We start from the raw sequence: 17,420 nt of genomic DNA, 5'->3' as shown, positions 1-17,420 counted from the left end.
CCGTACGCCGTGTGCGGGGACGCCGGCGGCACCGCGTTGTGCAGCGCCGACATCCCCGATTTTAGGGTGCCGGGCCGGTGGGCCCGTGCCGGTCGCCGCGGTCAGCTTCCGGTGGCCGTCTTCCAGGCGTCCACATATCCGTCCAGGTTGGCGTCTATGTCCGACCAGTCCGGCTCGAAGACCTCCACCCCGTCCATCAGCTTGCTGAGCTCGATGGCGTTCGCGTCGGTGGCCTCGATGTCCTTGCGGGCGGAGAAGCCGCCGCCGACCTCGCTGACGTCCTTCTGGGCCTGCTCGGAGAGCATGAAGTCGAGCAGCTTCTTGCCGTTGGCGCTGTGCGGGGCCTTGCTGACCAGTCCGGCCGCGTAGGGCAGGGCGAACGTGGTGGGCTTGGAGCCGGACTTCGCCGGGAACCAGATGCCGAGGTTCGGCATGTCCTTGGACTGGGCGTAGTTCATCTGGACGTCGCCGTTGGCGACGAGCAGTTCGCCCTTGTCGACCTTGGGGGCGAGCTTGCCGGTGGAGGCGGACGGGCCGACGTTGTTGGCCTGAAGCTTCTTCAGGTACTCCATCGCCGGCTCCTTGCCGCCGAAGTCGTGCATGGCCTTGATGAGTACGGCCGTGCCGTCACCGGCGACTCCGGGGGTGGAGTACTGGATCTTCTCCTTGTACTTCGCGTCGGTGAGCTCGTCCCAGGTGGTGGGCGCGGTCTTCAGTTCCTTCTTGTTGTAGACGAAGCCGAAGTAGTTGTTGACGACCGAGGTCCACTTGGAGTCGGACGACTTGTCGGCGCCGTCGACCTGGTCGGAGCCGGCCGGTTCGTACGCCGTCAGGAGGCCTTTGGAGTCGGCCTGCTGGATGAACGGCGGGAGTGTGACCAGTACATCGGCCTGGGTGTTGGACTTCTCGCGGGCGGCGCGCTGCACCATCTCGCCGGAGCCGCCCTCCACGTACTCGACCTTGATGCCGGTCTTCTTCTCGAAGTCCTTGAAGACCTTGTCGTACCAGCCGTCGCCGTTCTCGCCCTTGAGCCCGTCCGCGCTGTAGACGGTGACGATCTTCTCGTCGGAGGCGGCGGAGGAACCGCCGCAGGCGGAGAGGGTGGCGGCGAGGGCGAGCGCGCCGGTGACGGCGGCCAGCGGCTTGAGGTGGCTCTTGCGCATGGGTGTCGCATCTCCTGGAGGTTGGTTCGGTAAGGGGTGTCAGCGGTACGAGGCTTTGGTGCGGATGCGGGAGACCGCGAGCAGGACCAGCAGCGTCGTGCCCATGAGGACCACGGCCACGGCGGCGCCGGTGAAGAGCGAGCCACGGTCGGTGGCCGCGAAGATCTGCACCGGGAGCGGTGTCCAGTCGGGCGGGTAGAGCATCATCGTGGCGCTCAGCTCACCCATGGACAGGGCGAAGCAGAGCCCCGCGGCGGCCGTGAGGGAGGGCAGCAGGAGCGGCAGCTTGATCCGCCACAGGACGTAGGAGGGGCGGGCGCCGAGGCTGGCTGCCGCCTGCTCGTACATCGGGTCGAGACGCACTGTCGCAGCCGAGACCGACTGGTAGGCGAACGCCGTGACAAGAATGGTGTGCGCCAGGATCACGATCCAGCGCGTGCCGTTGAGCAGCATCGGCGGCCTGCTGAACGCGACGAGCACGGCGAGGCCGACGACGACGGACGGTACGGCGACCGGCAGCATGAACAGCCCGTCCAGGAACCTCTTGCCCCGCCGCCGCAGCGTGGCGGCGGCGAGCGCGGCCCAGGAGCCGATGGTGAGGGCGAGCAGGCTGGCGCCGACGGCGGTGATCAGGCTGGTGGTGAGGGCCTGGAGGGAGTCGCCACTGGTGGCGGCCCGGTAGTGCTCGGTGGTCGGGCCCGAGGGGAAGGCACCGGACCAGTTGGTGGTGAACGACGCGGCGACGATCACCAGCAGGGGCAGTGCGAACAGTGGGACGAAGAGCAGGAAGAAGACGGTCCAGGTGGCCCACTTCCCGGTACGGCTATGCACCAACACGGCGGCTCACCATCCGATACAGGCTGTAGAGACCCACGGAGATCGCGATGTTGACGACGGCGACGGCACAGGCGGCCGGGTAGTCGGACTCCAGGATCGCCTTGCCGTAGACGAGCATCGGCAGGGTCGTGACCCCTTTGGCCCCGGTGAACAGCACGATCCCGAACTCGTTGAGGCACATCACGAGGACGAGGGAGCCGCCCGCGGCGAGCGCCGGCAGCGCCTCGGGGAGGATCACCTGCCGCACGATCCGGGCCGGCTTCGCGCCCAGGGAGGAGGCGACCTCCAGCTGTGCGGTGTCGAGCTGCGAGAACGCGGCGAGCAGTGGCCGCATCACGAACGGGGTGAAGTACGTGATCTCCGCGAGGAGGACGCCCCACGGGGTGGTGAGGAAGTGGAAGGGCCCGTCCGCCGCTCCGGTGGCATCCCTCCAGACGCCGTTGGCCATGCCCACGGTGCCGTAGATGAACAGCAGGGCGAGGGTGATCAGGAAGGACGGGAAGGAGAGGAAGACGTCGATGAACCTGGCGACCGCCCTGCCGCCGGGGAACGGTACGAACGCGATCACCAGGGCGAGGACGAGGCCGAGCACCAGACAGCCGGCGGTCGAGCCGACGGCGAGCCAGACGGTGGTGGTCAGCGCCGAGCGGAATGACGCGGAGGCGAAGACGTCGCCGTACGGGGCGAGCGAGGTGCCGCCCTCGTCCGGGCTGACGGACTGCTGGACGACGAGGACCAGCGGATAGAGGAAGACAAGAGCAAGAACGGCAACGGGCGGCAACACCCACACGAACCGGGGGGCCATGCGGTACTTCGAGCCCGTCCGGCGGTTGAGGACAAGGCCGCTGCCGGACGCACCCGAGGAAATGTCTCCGGTCACGGCGCTAGGCACGAACTCCTCCCCCGACCCCGGCGCCGGCCGGGAGCAGCACCGCGTCCTCGGCGGCGAAGTGCAGGGTGACCCGGTCGCCGAGCGCCGGAGTGTCGCGCAGTTCGGGGAGGTCGGCCTTGATCCGGTGGCCTTCGACGTCGACGTACAGCCGATGGGTGGAGCCGCGCCACTGGACCTCGGCGAGGGCGCCGGTCAGCGCGTTGGGCCCGTCGCCGAGTCCGACCAGGTGGGGCCGGACGCAGAGGGTGGCGGTGACGCCGTCGGCCGCCTCGCCGGTCGGTACGTCGAGCCTGCGCCCGGCGAACTCCACGGTGCCCGCGGTCCCGGCGACGGTGACCGGCAGCAGGTTGGCGTTGCCGACGAACGACGCGGTGAACTCCGTACGCGGGCGGCGGTACAGCTCCTGCGGGGTGCCGCAGTCCTGCAGTCGCGCCTTGTCCATGACCGCGATCCGGTCGGCGAGGGTCAGCGCCTCGACCTGGTCATGGGTCACGTACAGGATGGAGACGTCCGGCAACTCCCGGTGCAGGCGGGCCAGTTCGGCGAGCATCCCGGAGCGCAGCCGGGCGTCGAGCGCGGAGAGCGGTTCGTCGAGCAGCAGGACACCGGGGCGGACGGCGAGCGCGCGGGCGATGGCGACGCGCTGCTGCTGACCGCCGGAGAGCTCGCGCGGGTAGCGCTTGGCGTACGCGGCCATGCCGACGAGTTCGAGGGCTTCGGCGACCCGTGCGGGGATCTCGGCCTTTGCGACCTTGCGGGCCTTGAGGCCGAAGGCGACGTTGTCCTGGACCCGCATGTGCGGGAAGAGCGCGTACTGCTGGACGACCATGCCGATGCCGCGCTTGTGCGGTGGCAGCCCGGTGACATCGCGGTCGCCGAGCCAGACCCGCCCGGAGGCGGGCCGGACGAAGCCGGCGACGGCGCGCAGGGCGGTGGTCTTGCCGGATCCGGAGGGCCCGAGCAGCGCCATGACCTCGCCGGGTTCGACGGTCAGATCGAGCCGGTCGAGGACGGTGTTCCTGCCGTACGCGACGCTGACCCCGTCGAACCGGATCCCGCCGCCCTGCGCGGTCCGACCGGCTGCTGCGGGTGCGGGTGTGCCGGTCATGCTTCCGCCCGGGCGATCAGGTCCGGCAGCTCGGCGACCGAACCCAGTACGTGCGTGGCCCCGTTGCGTTCCAGCTGGTCCTTGTCGTGTGCGCCGGTCAGCACCCCGGCGACGATCCCGGCCCCGGAGCGTACGCCGCTGAGCATGTCGTACGAGGTGTCCCCCGCGACCACGATCTGCTGGACGCCGTCCACCGCTCCGGTGCGCAGGAACGCGGCGAGGACCATGTCCGGGTAGGGGCGGCCGCGGCCGCCCGCGTCGGCGGGGCAGAGGGTCAGCGGCACCAGGTCCTGCCAGCCGAGCGCGGCGAGGATCGCATCCTGGGTGGTGCGGGCGAAACCGGTGGAGAGGGCCACGGTCCGGCCCTCTTCCGTGAGCCGCTCGATGGCTTCGCGGGCGCCGGGCACCGGCGCGATACGGCCGCCGTCGACCAGCTCCCCGTACGCCTCCTCGAACGCGAGGTTGGCCTGCTGAGCCCGGTCCTCGTCGCCGAAGAGGTGGCGGAAGACGGAGATCTTGGACTCGCCCATGGTGGCGCGCACGTAGTGGAGTTTCTCGGTGTGGTCGGCGGAGCCGGGCTGCACGCCGAGGCGCTGTGCGGCGGCGGCGAAGGCCTGCTCGACGAGGCCGCCGTCGGCGACGGTGGTCCCGGCCATGTCGAGGACGACCAGATTGAGCCTGCTCCTCTGCTCGTTCTCCAGGTCGTTCTTCCGGTCGTTCTTCCGGTCGTTCTTCTGCGAGTTGCTCAACTTCTTCACCAGTCCAGTTCGTCGGCGGTCGTTTCGGCGATGGCGGGCGAGCAGGTCATACCGCGGCCGCCCGGCCCGGTGACCAGCCAGACGCCGTCCCTCACCTGCTGGCGGTGGACGACGCGGCCGGTGTCGGTGCACTGGGCGTAGACCCCGGCCCAGCGGTGCCGGATCCTCGGCAGCGGGCGGCCGAGGAAGGACTCGACGACCCGGGTGAGGTGTTCGTACGGCTCCTCGACGACGTCGAAGGAGAACGGGTGCTCGTACTCGTGGGTGTCGCCGATGGTCAGTCCGCCGTCCCGGCGTTGCACCATCAGCAGCTGCATCCTGTGCTCGGCCGCGGTCGGCGCCTGCGCCTGCCCGGCGTTGAGGGCGTCGAGCGCCTCGCTCCGGTACGCCGGGTAGTAGCGGAAGCTGTCGGCGTCGGCGACGGAGGTGGTGAGCGCTTCGCCGAGCGGGTCGGTCTGCATCATCTGGAGGCGGACGCGGCGCACCGGCAGATCGGGACCGGCCAGCTCGCGCACGAGGCCGCCGAGCCAGGCGCCGGTGCACAGGACGACGGCGTCGCCGGTGTGCACGTCACCGTGGTCGTCGCGCACGGACGCCGCGCCGACCACCTCGCGGACCTCACGGCCGCCGAGGAAGGTGTACCTGCCTGACGCCAACAGCGCCTGTTTCAAAGCCAGTTGAGCGGTGCGCGGCTCGACGGCGGCGTCCCGCTCGCACCACAGCGCGGCGACGAAGTCGCCGCGGAGCGCGGGGTTGACGGCGCGGGCCTCGTCGGCCGTGAGCAGCTGGTAGCCGCGGGCCGCAGCGTCGGGGCGGGCCACCGCCGCCTCGGCGACGGCGATCTCCAGCTCGGTGCGGAGCGGTGTCAGCGAACCGCAGGGCCGGAAGCCCAGGCCGGGGACCTGCTCCCCGATGCCCTCCCACAGCTCGCGGGCGCGGAGGGCGGTCTCCAGCTCTTCGCCGCCGGCCCGGCCACTGACCCAGATCTGTCCGAAATTGCGGAGCGATGCTCCGCGTGCCTCGCTCTCGCGCTCGATCTGTACGACCTCGTGGCCGCGGTTCACTGCGTGCCAGGCGTGCATGGTTCCCACCACGCCGGCTCCTACGACGATGACTCTCACGACGGCAACGCTGCTTGGGGCGGGTGGCCCGTTCGGATCGGTACGGCGACGGGAGGGTGAACTGGGCCTCAAGGTTGGCCTAGACCCGTTATGTTGCCGTTATCGATGCAAGTCGATCGCCGGTCTGCGGTGTCAGCCGCGCGTGCCCAGGTGAGCGGTGAAGGAGAACCGGTCGCCGCGGAAGAGGGTGCGTACGCGTTCCAGCGGCTGCCCGCTCGCGTCCCGCGAGATCCGGTGGAGCAGCAGCATGGGCAGCGCGGGCGGCGTACCGATCAGCAGCGCCTCGCGCGGGGTGGCGAGCACCGTCTCGATCCGCTCGTCCGCATCGCCGAACGAGATACCGAGCCGGTCGCGGAGGTAGGCGTAGAAGGAGGAGTCGGGGTCGAACTCGGTGTCCAGGTCCGGTACGCGGGCGACGGAGACGTACGTGCTCTCCAGGCCGACCCGGTCGTCGTCGGCGAGCAGGACGCGCTCCAGGTGCCAGATCGGTTCGCCCTGCTCGACGCCGGTCTCGGCGGCGAGTGCGGCGGTGCAGGGGAACTTTTCCAGACCGATGAGATGACGGCCCGGGGTCCGCCCCTGGCGGCGCACCCCCTCCGTATAGCTGGCGAGGGAGAGCGGCTGCTCCAGCTTGGGACCCGCGACGACGGTGCCGCGGCCCTGACGGGCGAGCCGGCCCTCCAGCAGCAGTTCGCGCAGTGCCTGACGCACTGTCTCGCGCGAGACTTCGTAGCGGACGGCAAGGTCACGCTCGGTGGGCAGCATGCCGCCCTCGCCCAACTCCTCGATGAGGAGCGAGACATGAGCCTTCACGGCGTAGTACTTGGGGATACGGCCGTGCTCCGGAATGCCGGAGCGGATCGGTGCGCCAGGTGCCTGGTCGAGCAGGTAGTCCACGCCCCGATGGTGGCAGACGGACATGAACACCGGTGAATGGTGCGGCGCCGCAGGTCAGCGACGGGCGTGGCGCAGCCGCCGGGACCACGCGATGGCGACGGCGCCGCTGAGCAGCAGGGACCCGGCGGTGAGGAGCGTGAGCCAGGGGACGGTCGACGTCCGGCCGGTCATGGCGAGCTCGGGACGGTCCTGCGGGGCCCGTCCGGAATCCGGGACGCGCCCGGAGGCCGGCGGGGTCGGCGTACCACCGACGCCTCCGCCGCCGTCGACGCCGCCGATGGCAGCGGTGTCACCGGTGCCGCCGACTGCTCCGGTGGCGTTGTCCCGGGGGCCGGTTCCGGTTCCGTCGCGAGCGGTGTCCCGGCCGGGGTCCCCGCTCCCCGCCACATCGCCGGCGCCCCCCACATCACCGTTCCCGCCGATGCCGGAGGCCTCACCGAAATCACCGGTCTCACCGAAATCGTCGGTGTCGCCGTACTCGTCGCTCTCTCCGTACTCGTCCGTGTCGCCGTACTCGTCGGTGTCTCCGTACTCGTCGGTCTCACCGACCTCGCCGGTGTCGCTGTCGCCGCTGTCCTCGACGACGCTGAAGACATAGTCGTCGGACTCACCGACCCAGTCCCCGTCGTCCTTCGGCTGCACCCTGCCGCTGTCGGCGCTCGCGCCGCGCTGCCGCTGGACGATCGCGGCGTTGACGGTGATCCGGCCGGGTCCGGTGTCGGAGGTGAACGCCATCCGGACCTCGACGGTGACGGTGCGGCCCGCAGGGACCGTGAAGCCGGCGAAGTCGTCGGCGCCGTCACCGCCGAAGACACCGATGTGCTCGTCGCGGTCGGTCGTCTCCCAGGCGACGCGGTGCTCGACATCGGGTTGGGCCTGATCGGAGAACTCCAGCTGGATCTGGTCGGAGGTCAGCTTCCGGTCCTCGTCGGTGAGGACCAGGACCGGGTGGATGGACCGGCACGACTCGGAGGTCGTATTGGTCAGATCCAGGAACCAGGTGCCGTAACCGCCGCCGGAGGCATACCTCTCCGGGCCGCTGCGGATCCGGGTCGTGATCGGGAAATCGCCCGCCGCCGGTGTGCCGCAGGTGGGCTGCTGGTCGGCGGTGACGGAGAGCGCCGGGACCGGGGTGGCGGCGGCGGACGGGCCGCCGAGGACGACGGCGGGGACCACGCTCGCCGCGGCCAGTCCGAGGGCGAGTCCATGGCGTGGCCGCGCGGGCGGAAGCGGTGAGGACGGCCGGAGCGGGGACGGCTCCGGAGACGGTTCGGGGGGCGGTTGGGGGGACATGGGGGGACACCCTTCGCTGCTTGCGAACGGCCGGATCGCCCCGTGCCCGGAGTTCACCGGCTGTAGGCGGCGACGCTGTCACGCGCGCGCGACCCGCCGGGCGTCGACATGCCGAAGGACCACCCGGTCGGCCGCCCCCGACCCCTCGACCGGCCCACACCCCTACCGCTCCGACGGCGCTATGCGCCACCGCCGCTGCCGACACGGCCGAACAACGGGGCGAGGACCAGTTGTGCGGCCCCCTCGGCGACCGGCCGGCCGGCACCGGCGGTGGTGACGAGCGGTACCGCCGCGCCGGTGCCGTCACGCCGTGCACGCTCTTCGATCACGGCGCGGACCCCTCGTACGTACGCATCCGGATCCTCGCCGACGGTACGGCCGCCCAGCACCACCCGGTCGATGTCGAGCAGCCCGACGAGGTTGGCGGCACCGGTCCCGAGCACGCGTGCGGCCTCCGCGACATCGCCGTCGGCGACGGCGGCGAGACAGAGCGCCTCGATACAGCCGCGCCCGCCGCAGCTGCACGGCGGCCCGTCCAGCGACACGGTCTGATGCCCGAACTCACCGGCACCGGTACGGGCCCCTCGGTGCAACGCCCCGCCGAGAAACAGCCCGGCGCCGAGCCCGGTCCCGAGGTGCAGATACGCGAAGTCGCCCGGACCGTCGGCCCGCAGGGCGAGCCCGAGGGCGGCGGCGTTGGTGTCCTTGTCGACGACGACGGGCAACCCGGTACGAGCGGCGAGGGCGTCCTGGAGCGGATAGCCGTCCCACTGCGGAAACCCGGTGACCCGATGGAGCACGCCCCCGCGATGGTCCAGGGGCCCGGGCACGGCCACACCGATCCCGAGCACGGTCCGCGTGTCCCCCACGGGAGCGGTCCCGGCCGCGTCCCCCTCACCTGGGGCGGAGGCCGCGGAGGTCCGGGGACCTGCCCCCGGTTCCGGGAAGGGGCGCGGCTGGGGAGATTCCGCCCCGGCGTCCGCCGCCGGCCCGCCCAGCACGGCCCCCACTTCGCCCGCCGCCACCGCGACGACCTCCCCGGCCGGCGCGCCGAAGTCCAGCGGCGTCCTGCGGCTCGCGACGACCGTCCCGGCCAGGTCGACCAGGACCATCGTCAGTTCGTCGCGGTCCAGGTGCAGCCCCACCGCGTGCCCCGCGTCCGGGACCAGCCGCAGCACGGTCCGTGGCTTGCCACCCGTGGACGCGCGGTGGCCGGCCTCCGTCGCCAGGCCCTCCGCCCGCAGACGGGCAGTGATCTTGCTGACGGCCTGCGGCGTGAGCCCTGTCCGCTCCGCCAGCTCCAGGCGGCTGATCCCGCGCTCGCCCGCTACACGCAGCAGGTCCAGCACGAGCGCCGCGTTGTGGCTGCGCAAGGTCGGCAGGTTGGCCCCGGCATTACTCCTGTTCACGGCCCCATTGTCTCTCTCGCTTGCACTTTGGCAACAGCGTTGCTTAAGTGGATTGCATGACTGGCATCACGACTCCCGAGGCGCAGCAGCAGACGCACGCGCACGAGACCCCCCTCCGCGTCGGACTCGTCGGCTACGGCCTGGCGGGCTCCGTCTTCCACGCCCCGCTGATCGCCACGACCGAGGGCCTCGTCCTCGACACGGTCGTCACGTCGAACGAGGAGCGGCGGGCTCAGGCCCGCGCCGAGTTCCCCGACGTCTCGTTCGCCGCGTCGCCCGACGAGTTGTGGGCCCGCGCGGGCGGCCCGGACGCGCTCGACCTGATTGTGATCGCCTCCCCCAACAAGACCCACGTCCCGATCGCGACCGCCGCGCTCGAGGCCGGTCTGCCGGTCGTCGTGGACAAGCCGATCGCCGGTACGGCGGCCGAGGCGCGCGCGCTCGCCGCGCTGGCCGAGGAGCGCGGCCTGCTGCTCTCGGTCTTCCAGAACCGCCGCTGGGACAACGACTTCCTGACGCTTGCCCGGCTGATCGAGGACGGCGAGCTCGGCGACGTACAGCGCTTCGAGTCCCGTTTCGAGCGGTGGCGCCCGCAGCTGAAGGGCGGCTGGCGCGAGTCGGGCGATCCGCAGGAGGTCGGCGGACTGCTGTACGACCTGGGCAGCCATGTCGTCGACCAGGCGCTCGTACTGTTCGGCCCGGCCGTCCAGGTGTACGCGGAGTCCGACGCGCGCCGCCCCGGCGCCGCCACCGACGACGACACGTTCCTGGCGATCACCCATGCGAACGGGGTCCGCTCGCACCTGTACGTCAGCGCCACGACGGCGCAGCTCGGCCCGCGCTTCCGGGTGCTCGGTTCCAAGGCCGGTTACGTGAAGTACGGGCTGGACCCGCAGGAGGCCGACCTGCGCGAGGGCCACCGCCCGTCCGCCGCAGCTCACGGCTGGGGCGAGGAGCCCGAGACGCTGTGGGGCCGGATCGGTGCGGGCGAGTCGCCGCTGACCGGTGGCGGCGTCCCGGTCCGTACCCTGCCGGGCGACTACCCGGCGTACTACGCGGCGGTCGCCGACGCGGTGCGCGGCAAGGGCGACAATCCGGTGACGGCCCTGCAGGCCGCTGCGGCCCTGGACGTCCTCGAGGCCGCCCGCCGCTCGGCCCGCGAAGGCGTCACCGTAACCCTGCCCACTGCTTCCGAGGAGCAGACCGCATGAACCCCACCGCTCCGACCATCTCCGAGCTCATCGCGCAGGAGCGCCGACTGACTCTGCCGCATTTCGGCTACGACGACGCGTACGCCCTCGGCGGCCTGCTCGTCTCCATGGCCCGCAGGCGGCACGCGCCGGTCGCGATCGACATCCGGCGCGGCTCCCAGCAGCTGTTCCATGCCGCGCTGCCCGGTTCGAGCGCGGACAACGACGCGTGGATCGACCGCAAACGCAGAGTGGTCGAACGGTACGGCGAGAGCTCGTACCTGGTCGGGACCCGGTTCCGGGCGAAGGGGACGACGTTCGAGGACTCCTCGCGACTGGACCCGGACCTGTATGCCGCGCACGGCGGTTCGTTCCCGATCGCGGTGGAGGGAGCGGGCGTGATCGGCTCGGTCACGGTCTCGGGTCTGCCGCAGGCGGACGACCATGCGCTGGTCGTCGAGGCGCTGGAACAGTTCGCCACCACGATCGCCGGATGACGCATCGGAGGGGTGGGTCGCTGCACCAGCAGCGACCCACCCCTCCGATCTCTGACCGCCCAAGGACGCTCTTGGCCGGCTACGCGGCTAAGCGTCCTTGAGCTCCTGCCGCTGCCGTCCCAGCCCCTGGACCTCCAGCTCGACGACGTCGCCCGCCTTCAGATACGGCTTGGGCTCCGGCTGCCCCAGGGCCACCCCGGCCGGCGTACCGGTGTTGATGACATCGCCCGGGTACAGCGTCATGAACTGGCTGAGGTAGCGGACGACCTCGCCCACCGGGAAGATCTGGTCGGCGGTCGCGCCGTCCTGCTTCAGCTCGCCGTTGACCCACAGCTTCAGCGCAAGCGCCTGCGGGTCGGGCACCTCGTCCGCCGTCACCAGCCACGGCCCCAGCGGGTTGAACGTCTCGCAGTTCTTGCCCTTGTCCCAGGTGCCGCCGCGCTCGATCTGGAACTCGCGCTCGGAGACGTCGTGCGCGACCGCGTAACCGGCGACATGCCCGAGGGCTTCCTCGGCGGAGTCCAGATACCGGGCGGTGCGGCCGATGACGACGGCGAGCTCGACCTCCCAGTCGGTCTTGCGGCTGCCGCGCGGCACCAGCACGGTGTCCTCGGGTCCCACTACGGTGTCCGGCGCCTTGAAGAACAGGATCGGCTCGGTCGGAATCGCCGCACCGGTCTCGGTGGCGTGGTCGTGGTAGTTCAGCCCGATGCACACGATCTTGCCGATCCGGGCGAGCGGCGGCCCGACCCGGAGCCCTTCGGCATCGAGTACGGGCAGCTCGCCGGGCGAGGCCGCGGCGGCCCGTACGCGGGCCAGCGCGGACTCGTCGGCGAGCAGGTCGCTGTCGATGTCGGGGACGATTCCCGACAGGTCACGCAGCGTTCCGTCCTGGTCCAGCAGCGCCGGTCGTTCCGCACCTGCCGTACCCACGCGAAGCAGCTTCAACGGTCTGTCTCCCCTTCGTCGAGATCGGGCCCGTCGGATGGGTGGCGGCCATCGCAGGCTTGGCCGATCCTCCAAGACATCGGATCACTCCGCAAGACCCTGTTCACGCACTGGACCGGCGCACTCGCCGCGGCGACTGCGCCGCAGTGGCCATGCCCCTTACGCCACGGTGGCCATGGCGGCGCCCGCGGCCGGCATGTCGCGGTAGAGGACGGTCCGCTCGACCGCGGTCCAGGTGGTGCTGGTGACGATGTAGAGCGCGGCGGCGAGCGGCACGTACGCGACCGAGACGAGCGTGAAGAAGGACATCAGCGGCATCAGCTTCGTCATCGCGCCCATGCCCGGCATCGGCTGCCCGTCGGGCCCGGTGGCGGGAGTGGCCGGGGCTGCGGCGAGCTGACGCTTCGTACGCCGGTAGTTGAACGTGGCGACGGCGGCGACGATCACGAAGAGGCCGAGATAGACGACGCTCTGCGCGCCGAACAGCCCGCCGTGCGCCAGCGCGTCGTGCCAGCGCTCGCCGAGCGGGGCGCCGAAGAGCTCGTGGCCGAGCAGCGCGTTGGGGTCGCCGCCGATCTTCTGGCTGGAGAAGAGGTGGTAGAGCAGGAAGAAGGCCGGCATCTGGAGAAGGCTGGGCAGGCAGCCGGACAGCGGCGAGACCTTCTCCTCCTTGTGCAGTTCCATGAGCGCCTTCTGCATGCGCTCGGGGTTCTTGCCGTGCTTCTTGCGCAATTCGGCGATCTGCGGCTGGAGTTTGGTGCGGGCCTTCTGCCCGCGCGCCGCGGCCCGCGACAGGGGGTGCACGGCGAGCCGCACCAGCGCGGTGAAGAGGACGATCGCGGCGGCCGTGGCGGCGCCCTGGAAGAGCGGCTGGAGGAGGTCGGCGAAGGAGCCGACCAGGCCGGCGAAAGCGGACATGAAGACGGACATGGGTGAGCCCTCCGGGGGTCTCGTCGTGCCGGGGGAGAGAACATCTGGCTCGGCATGACGACCCGCGTGGGGGTGCACCCGGGTACGCGTGTGCGTACGTACACAGGCAAGAAGGTGGGCGGAAGTCCCTACGCGGCCGTCAGGAGGGCGTGGCCGGGGGCTCGGGGCCGCCTGCGCCCCTTGGCGTCGGGGTCGCGCTGCGGCAGGAACGCGGTGCGTTTCTCGCGGTCGCGCATCGCGGTACGGACCCGGGTGCGGGGCACGGGGGCGGCGCAGCGGGCGCTGATGACCGAGCAGGCGACGAGCGCGGAACCGGCGGCCGCGGTGGCGGCCAGCGCGACCGCGGCGGAGAGGCTGCCGCCCTCGGCGAGGAGGACCTCGGTGAGGAGGAAGAGCAGGATTCCGACGGGACGGGGCAGGCGTGCGACACCGGCGCGCAGACGGTTGCTGATGCTGCCGCTCATCGATCCCTCCCCTGCTCGGCCCGGTGGGCTCGTCCGTTCGGCCCTCCAGCCGTTATACACGATGGCACCGTGGCAGGGGGCCGGCGTCAGACGGGGTCGGCCTCCAGGGGCTGGAGCAGCCTGCGCGGCGCGAACAGGGCGCGGCTGACCGGATCGCGGTTCGGGTCGAGCCCGTCGCCCGGCCGCATCTCGACATCCTCCAGCGGTACGACCTGGGCGCAGGCCGGGCAGTTGCCGTACGGCCCCAGCTCCGTACCGCAGGCGGCATGGATGAAGAGCCGCATCGGACGCGTACCGGGAATGTGCTCGCTCCCCCACACACCGAGGGTGCGCAGGACCGGCCAGAGGGCCTTGCCGCTGTCGGTGAGGAGGTATTCGTCGCGCGGCGGCGACTGCTGGTAGCGGCGCTTCTCCAGTACTCCGGCCTCGATGAGGGACTGCAGCCGTGCAGCGAGGACGGCACGCGGGATGCCGAGGTGCACGAGGAAGTCGCTGTAGCGGCGGACGCCGAAGAACGCGTCGCGCACCACCAGGAGGGTCCAGCGCTCGCCGATCACTTCGAGTGCGCGGGCGATCGAGCACTGCTGTGTCGCGTAGTCCTTGCCGAGAGCCATGGGCACCACTTTACTCCCACAAGGTTCGATGAATGAACCGACCCGTGTTAGCGTCGACCTACAACCCTAAGTTCATTCACCGAACCAAGAGCGGCCGAGAGCCGACCCGGAACGAACGACCCGAGCCCCGGAGCGAAGCCATGGCGCAGCCCACACGTCCCCTCACTCAGCAGCTCGCGCACACCCCATCGCACCCCCCGAGACGTGCCGTGACCCGCCCGACCGCCGCCCTCTCCCCCTCCTCCTCCCGCCCCACCGCCACCCTCGCCGTCACCGCCCTGGCCACCACCGTGGCGCTGATGAACTACACGTCGCCGTTGACGACCGTCCCCGGCATCTCCGCCGCGCTCGCCACCCCCGCCTCCGGCCAGGCCTGGCTGATCAACGGCACCCCGCTCGGACTGGCCGCCTTCCTCCTCGTCGTGGGCAGCCTCGCCGACGACTACGGCCGGCGCAGGCTGTTCCTCATCGGCACCCTGGGCCTCGGCGTCACCACCGCGGCCGGCGCCTTCGCGACCAGCACGCTCGTCTTCACGCTGGCCCGGGTCGCCCAGGGCGCGGCGACCGCGGCGATCCTCGCGACCAGCCTGGGCCTGCTCGTCGGCGCGTTCCCCGCGGGGACGGCCAGGATCAGAGCGACCGGGATCTGGGGTGCGTGCGTGAGCGGCGGGATCGCGCTCGGCCCGCTGCTCGCCGGTTCGCTGGGCATCATCGACTGGCGGCTGGTGTATGCCGCACTCGCGGTCGCCGCACTCGGCACGGCCGCCTTTGCGTTCCGCGTGCTCTCCGAGTCCCGTTCGCCGCGCGGCGGCCGTCCCGATCTCGCGGGCACAGCGGCGCTCGGCCTGGCGATGACCGCACTGCTGACGGCCCTCACGCTGGGCCGGGAAGGCTGGCTGCGCGCGAGTGTCGGCCTGCTGCTGCTTGCCGTGCTCGCGCTGACCGCCGTGTTCGTGGTGGTGGAGCGCCGGGCCGCGGCGCCGCTGATCGATCTGACGCTGCTGCGCAGCCGCCCGTTCCTGACGTCGCTGGCGGGCGGTCTGTTCACCGGATTCGCGGTGATCGGCCTGTTCAGCTATCTGCCGACACTTCTGCAAGGGGGACTCGGACTGTCGCCGATGGGCACGGCGTGGCTGTTCCTGCTCTGGTCCGGTACGTCGTTCGTGGTGGCGCTGCAGGCACGGCGGCTGACGGGCAGGGTCTCGGCGCGCCACCAGCTGGCCGCGGGCTTCGCCCTGCACGCCGTGGCGGTGCTGGCGCTGCTGGGCACCCTGGACGCGGGAACGGCGGGCCCGTCGGTGTGGCTGCGGCTCACCCTGGCGCTCGTCGTCTCCGGCATCGGCAGCGGCCTGCTCAATGCCGCGCTGCCGCGTGTCGCGGTGGAGTCGGTGCCGGCGGAGCGGGCGGCGATGGGTTCCGGGGCGAACAACACCGCCCGCTACCTCGGCTCGTCGGCGGGGGTCGCGCTGACGATCGCGGTCGCGACGTCGGGCTCGGGTGCGGACGGGGCGGTGCTGCTCTCGGTCGCGACGGCCCTGGTGGCGACGGTGGTCGTCATGCTCCTGCGGGAGCGTCGCTCGCCTCGCTGACGCCCACCCCCGAGAGCTCCGGCCTCCGGCTCTCCCCGGCCTCCCGCCTCTCCCCCGGCTCGTCCCGCGCGAGCACGTCGCCGTCCGGCCGGTCGTCGTGCTCGCGCGGGCCGGCGTAGGTCACCGCGAGCGCGACGGCGAGGTTGGCGCCGAGGGCGACGATGCCCGCGTTCACGCCCCACACCGGATCGTTCCCGGTGAACACGAACCCGCAGACCACCCCCACGCCCACGACCAGCCCGGCCATCGCACCGAGCAGCGTCAGCCGCCGCCACATCAGTCCCAGCAGCACCATGGGGAGCAGCTGCGCCATCCCCTCGTACGAGACGAGAGAGAGCCGCACCAGCGTGTTCGGCGCGGTGTACGTCAGCACGAGCGCGATGACGCCCGCGGCCACGACGACGGTCTGCGCGGCGCCCTTCTGCCGCTGCTGCCAGCGGGGTACGAGCGAGAGCACGCTGCGCCCCCACATGGTGCCGATGACGAGCATGAAGACGGCCATGGGCACGATCGACGACAGCGCGGCCGCCACCCCGATGACGCCGACGGCCCAGGCGGGCAGCGAGTCCACGACGAGCTCGAAGAGCGCGAGGTTGGACTCGGCGCCGACGAGCCCCGGCACGACGAAGAGGGCGGCCATGCCGAGCAGCATCGGGACGAACAACAGCACGTTGTAGGCGGGCAGCCACATCGCGTTGCGGCGCAGGACGTCGGCGTTCTTCGCGCCGAGGTAGCCGGCAACGGTGGTCGGGAAGATCACCACGGTGAGGGAGTTGAGGAACGAGGTGGTGATGAACCACGCCTGCCCGAGCCCGCTGTCGCCGTGCCCGGGGAAGGCCAGCCACTCGCTCTTCTCGGTGACGAGCCGGTCCAGGAAGGGCCCGTACCCGTCGAAGTAGTGCATGGGGACGTAGAGGGCGAGGAACCCGAGAGTGGCGATCACCAGCACGTCCTTGAGCACGGACACCCAGGCGCTGCCGCGCAGTCCGCTGACCACGACGAAACCCGTGGTGACGGCGAAGGCTATGAAGTACGCCCAGTTCAGGCTGATGGCACCGTACGAGATGGTGGAGACGACGACGCCCATGCCGGTGATCTGCAGCTGGATGTACGGCAGCAGGAACACGGTCGCGAGGACGGCGACGAGGGCGCCGAGCCAGGGCCGCCCGAAGCGGTGCGCGACCATGTCGGTGATCCCGACGAGCCCGTGCCGGCGCGCGTACGCCCAGAGCATCGGCCCGACGACATATCCGACGGCGTAACCGCAGGACATGTACGCCACCACATAGAGCACGGGGGCCCCGTAGTTGTAGCCCCATCCCGCGGCGCCGAGATAGCTGAAGCTGGTGTAGCCCTCGCCGGCCATCAGCACCCAGATGAAGACGGTCCCGAGGCTGCGCCCGCCGACGGACCACTCGGCAAGCCCGTCACGGCCCCTGTTCCCGCGGCCTCGCACGGCGAGGAGCCCGAGAGCGACGGTGGCCACCATGAAGGCCCCGAAGACGGAGGTCGCGACCGCGGCGTTCACCGGCGGTCCCCCCGCCGGGTCAGCCAGACCGCCACGGGTGTCAGCAGGGTCGCCCCGAGCAGCCACACGAAGAGGAACGGCAGTCCGAGCACGACGGGACGGACCCGGTTCACGAACGGCAGCGCCCCCAGGTACAGCACGTAGGGAACCAGCAACCACAACAACTGCGGACGTCGTCTGAG

18 protein-coding genes are annotated in these 17,420 nt (G+C 71.4%); 3 read left to right on the top strand and 15 right to left on the bottom strand.

The genetic code is table 11. From position 1 onward, the window contains the following. Window positions 1-101: 101 nt before the first annotated feature. The 9 genes from OHA88_RS28925 to OHA88_RS28885 all read right to left on the bottom strand — a co-directional run bounded on the left by OHA88_RS28925 (window position 102) and on the right by OHA88_RS28885 (window position 9,478). Window positions 102-1,163 carry a 2-aminoethylphosphonate ABC transporter substrate-binding protein gene (locus OHA88_RS28925; protein ID WP_328627652.1) on the bottom strand — a complete coding sequence of 354 codons (1,062 nt, stop codon included), beginning with the start codon at window positions 1,161-1,163 and terminating at the stop codon, window positions 102-104. A gap of 39 nt (window positions 1,164-1,202) precedes the next feature. Beyond that, window positions 1,203-2,000: an ABC transporter permease gene (locus OHA88_RS28920; protein WP_328627651.1), complete on the bottom strand. Its 798-nt coding sequence runs from the start codon at window positions 1,998-2,000 to the stop codon at window positions 1,203-1,205. Further along, window positions 1,987-2,805: a 2-aminoethylphosphonate ABC transporter permease subunit gene (locus tag OHA88_RS28915; RefSeq protein ID WP_328629823.1), complete on the bottom strand. Its 819-nt coding sequence runs from the start codon at window positions 2,803-2,805 to the stop codon at window positions 1,987-1,989. The genes OHA88_RS28920 and OHA88_RS28915 overlap by 14 nt, the downstream gene beginning before the upstream one ends. A gap of 79 nt (window positions 2,806-2,884) precedes the next feature. Further along, complete coding sequence (locus OHA88_RS28910) at window positions 2,885-4,000, bottom strand: ABC transporter ATP-binding protein (RefSeq protein WP_328627650.1); 1,116 nt, start codon at window positions 3,998-4,000, stop codon at window positions 2,885-2,887. Further along, a complete protein-coding gene (locus OHA88_RS28905; RefSeq protein ID WP_328629822.1) occupies window positions 3,997-4,701 on the bottom strand; it encodes a phosphonatase-like hydrolase in 705 nt (234 codons plus the stop codon). The genes OHA88_RS28910 and OHA88_RS28905 overlap by 4 nt, the downstream gene beginning before the upstream one ends. Before the next feature lie 53 nt (window positions 4,702-4,754). Next, window positions 4,755-5,879, bottom strand: a complete 1,125-nt coding sequence (locus OHA88_RS28900) for a TIGR03364 family FAD-dependent oxidoreductase (RefSeq protein WP_328627649.1) — start codon at window positions 5,877-5,879, stop codon at window positions 4,755-4,757. Between the two features lie 132 nt (window positions 5,880-6,011). After that, window positions 6,012-6,776, bottom strand: coding sequence for a GntR family transcriptional regulator (locus OHA88_RS28895; RefSeq protein WP_267004989.1), 765 nt, complete (start codon window positions 6,774-6,776; stop codon window positions 6,012-6,014). Window positions 6,777-6,830: 54 nt separating this feature from the next. Further along, window positions 6,831-8,069 carry a hypothetical protein gene (locus OHA88_RS28890; RefSeq protein ID WP_328627648.1) on the bottom strand — a complete coding sequence of 413 codons (1,239 nt, stop codon included), beginning with the start codon at window positions 8,067-8,069 and terminating at the stop codon, window positions 6,831-6,833. Between the two features lie 179 nt (window positions 8,070-8,248). Beyond that, window positions 8,249-9,478 carry an ROK family transcriptional regulator gene (locus OHA88_RS28885; RefSeq protein ID WP_328627647.1) on the bottom strand — a complete coding sequence of 410 codons (1,230 nt, stop codon included), beginning with the start codon at window positions 9,476-9,478 and terminating at the stop codon, window positions 8,249-8,251. Between the two features lie 56 nt (window positions 9,479-9,534). On the opposite strand from OHA88_RS28885, the gene OHA88_RS28880 reads away from it, so the two are divergent. Together OHA88_RS28880 and OHA88_RS28875 are read left to right on the top strand one after the other, a co-directional pair. Continuing rightward, window positions 9,535-10,689, top strand: a complete 1,155-nt coding sequence (locus OHA88_RS28880; protein ID WP_328627646.1) for a Gfo/Idh/MocA family oxidoreductase — start codon at window positions 9,535-9,537, stop codon at window positions 10,687-10,689. Next, window positions 10,686-11,165, top strand: a complete 480-nt coding sequence (locus OHA88_RS28875; protein WP_328627645.1) for a heme-degrading domain-containing protein — start codon at window positions 10,686-10,688, stop codon at window positions 11,163-11,165. The genes OHA88_RS28880 and OHA88_RS28875 overlap by 4 nt, the downstream gene beginning before the upstream one ends. 87 nt (window positions 11,166-11,252) lie before the next feature. Here the strand turns inward: OHA88_RS28875 and OHA88_RS28870 are convergent, their stop codons facing one another. From OHA88_RS28870 to OHA88_RS28855, 4 genes are all read right to left on the bottom strand, one after another. Continuing rightward, a complete protein-coding gene (locus tag OHA88_RS28870) occupies window positions 11,253-12,113 on the bottom strand; it encodes a fumarylacetoacetate hydrolase family protein (RefSeq protein ID WP_328627644.1) in 861 nt (286 codons plus the stop codon). Window positions 12,114-12,272: 159 nt separating this feature from the next. Next, a complete protein-coding gene (locus OHA88_RS28865) occupies window positions 12,273-13,043 on the bottom strand; it encodes a YidC/Oxa1 family membrane protein insertase (RefSeq protein WP_328627643.1) in 771 nt (256 codons plus the stop codon). A gap of 128 nt (window positions 13,044-13,171) precedes the next feature. Continuing rightward, window positions 13,172-13,507 (bottom strand): DUF6412 domain-containing protein, encoded by a 336-nt coding sequence (locus OHA88_RS28860; RefSeq protein ID WP_030970975.1) that lies wholly within the window; start codon window positions 13,505-13,507, stop codon window positions 13,172-13,174. Window positions 13,508-13,593: 86 nt separating this feature from the next. Next, window positions 13,594-14,121, bottom strand: a complete 528-nt coding sequence (locus OHA88_RS28855; RefSeq protein WP_328627642.1) for a winged helix-turn-helix transcriptional regulator — start codon at window positions 14,119-14,121, stop codon at window positions 13,594-13,596. Between the two features lie 140 nt (window positions 14,122-14,261). On the opposite strand from OHA88_RS28855, the gene OHA88_RS28850 reads away from it, so the two are divergent. Further along, on the top strand, window positions 14,262-15,710 hold the full coding sequence (locus OHA88_RS28850) for an MFS transporter (RefSeq protein WP_443044303.1): 1,449 nt from the start codon (window positions 14,262-14,264) through the stop codon (window positions 15,708-15,710). Here OHA88_RS28850 and OHA88_RS28845 read toward each other — a convergent pair. Both OHA88_RS28845 and OHA88_RS28840 read right to left on the bottom strand, forming a co-directional pair. Then, the gene (locus tag OHA88_RS28845; protein WP_328627640.1) at window positions 15,676-17,238 is read right to left on the bottom strand and encodes a sodium:solute symporter family protein; all 1,563 of its coding nucleotides are present in this window, start codon (window positions 17,236-17,238) and stop codon (window positions 15,676-15,678) included. The genes OHA88_RS28850 and OHA88_RS28845 overlap by 35 nt on opposite strands. Beyond that, entirely contained in the window at window positions 17,235-17,393 is a 159-nt protein-coding gene (locus OHA88_RS28840) for a DUF3311 domain-containing protein (RefSeq protein WP_078852680.1), read from the bottom strand. Before OHA88_RS28840 ends, OHA88_RS28845 begins: the two co-directional genes overlap by 4 nt. Window positions 17,394-17,420 lie beyond the last annotated feature (27 nt).

The organism is Streptomyces sp. NBC_00353 (genome assembly GCF_036108815.1).
GTDB lineage: Bacteria > Actinomycetota > Actinomycetes > Streptomycetales > Streptomycetaceae > Streptomyces.
Note: the sequence above shows the minus strand (reverse complement) of the source record. Positions and strands in the feature narration are given on the sequence as shown.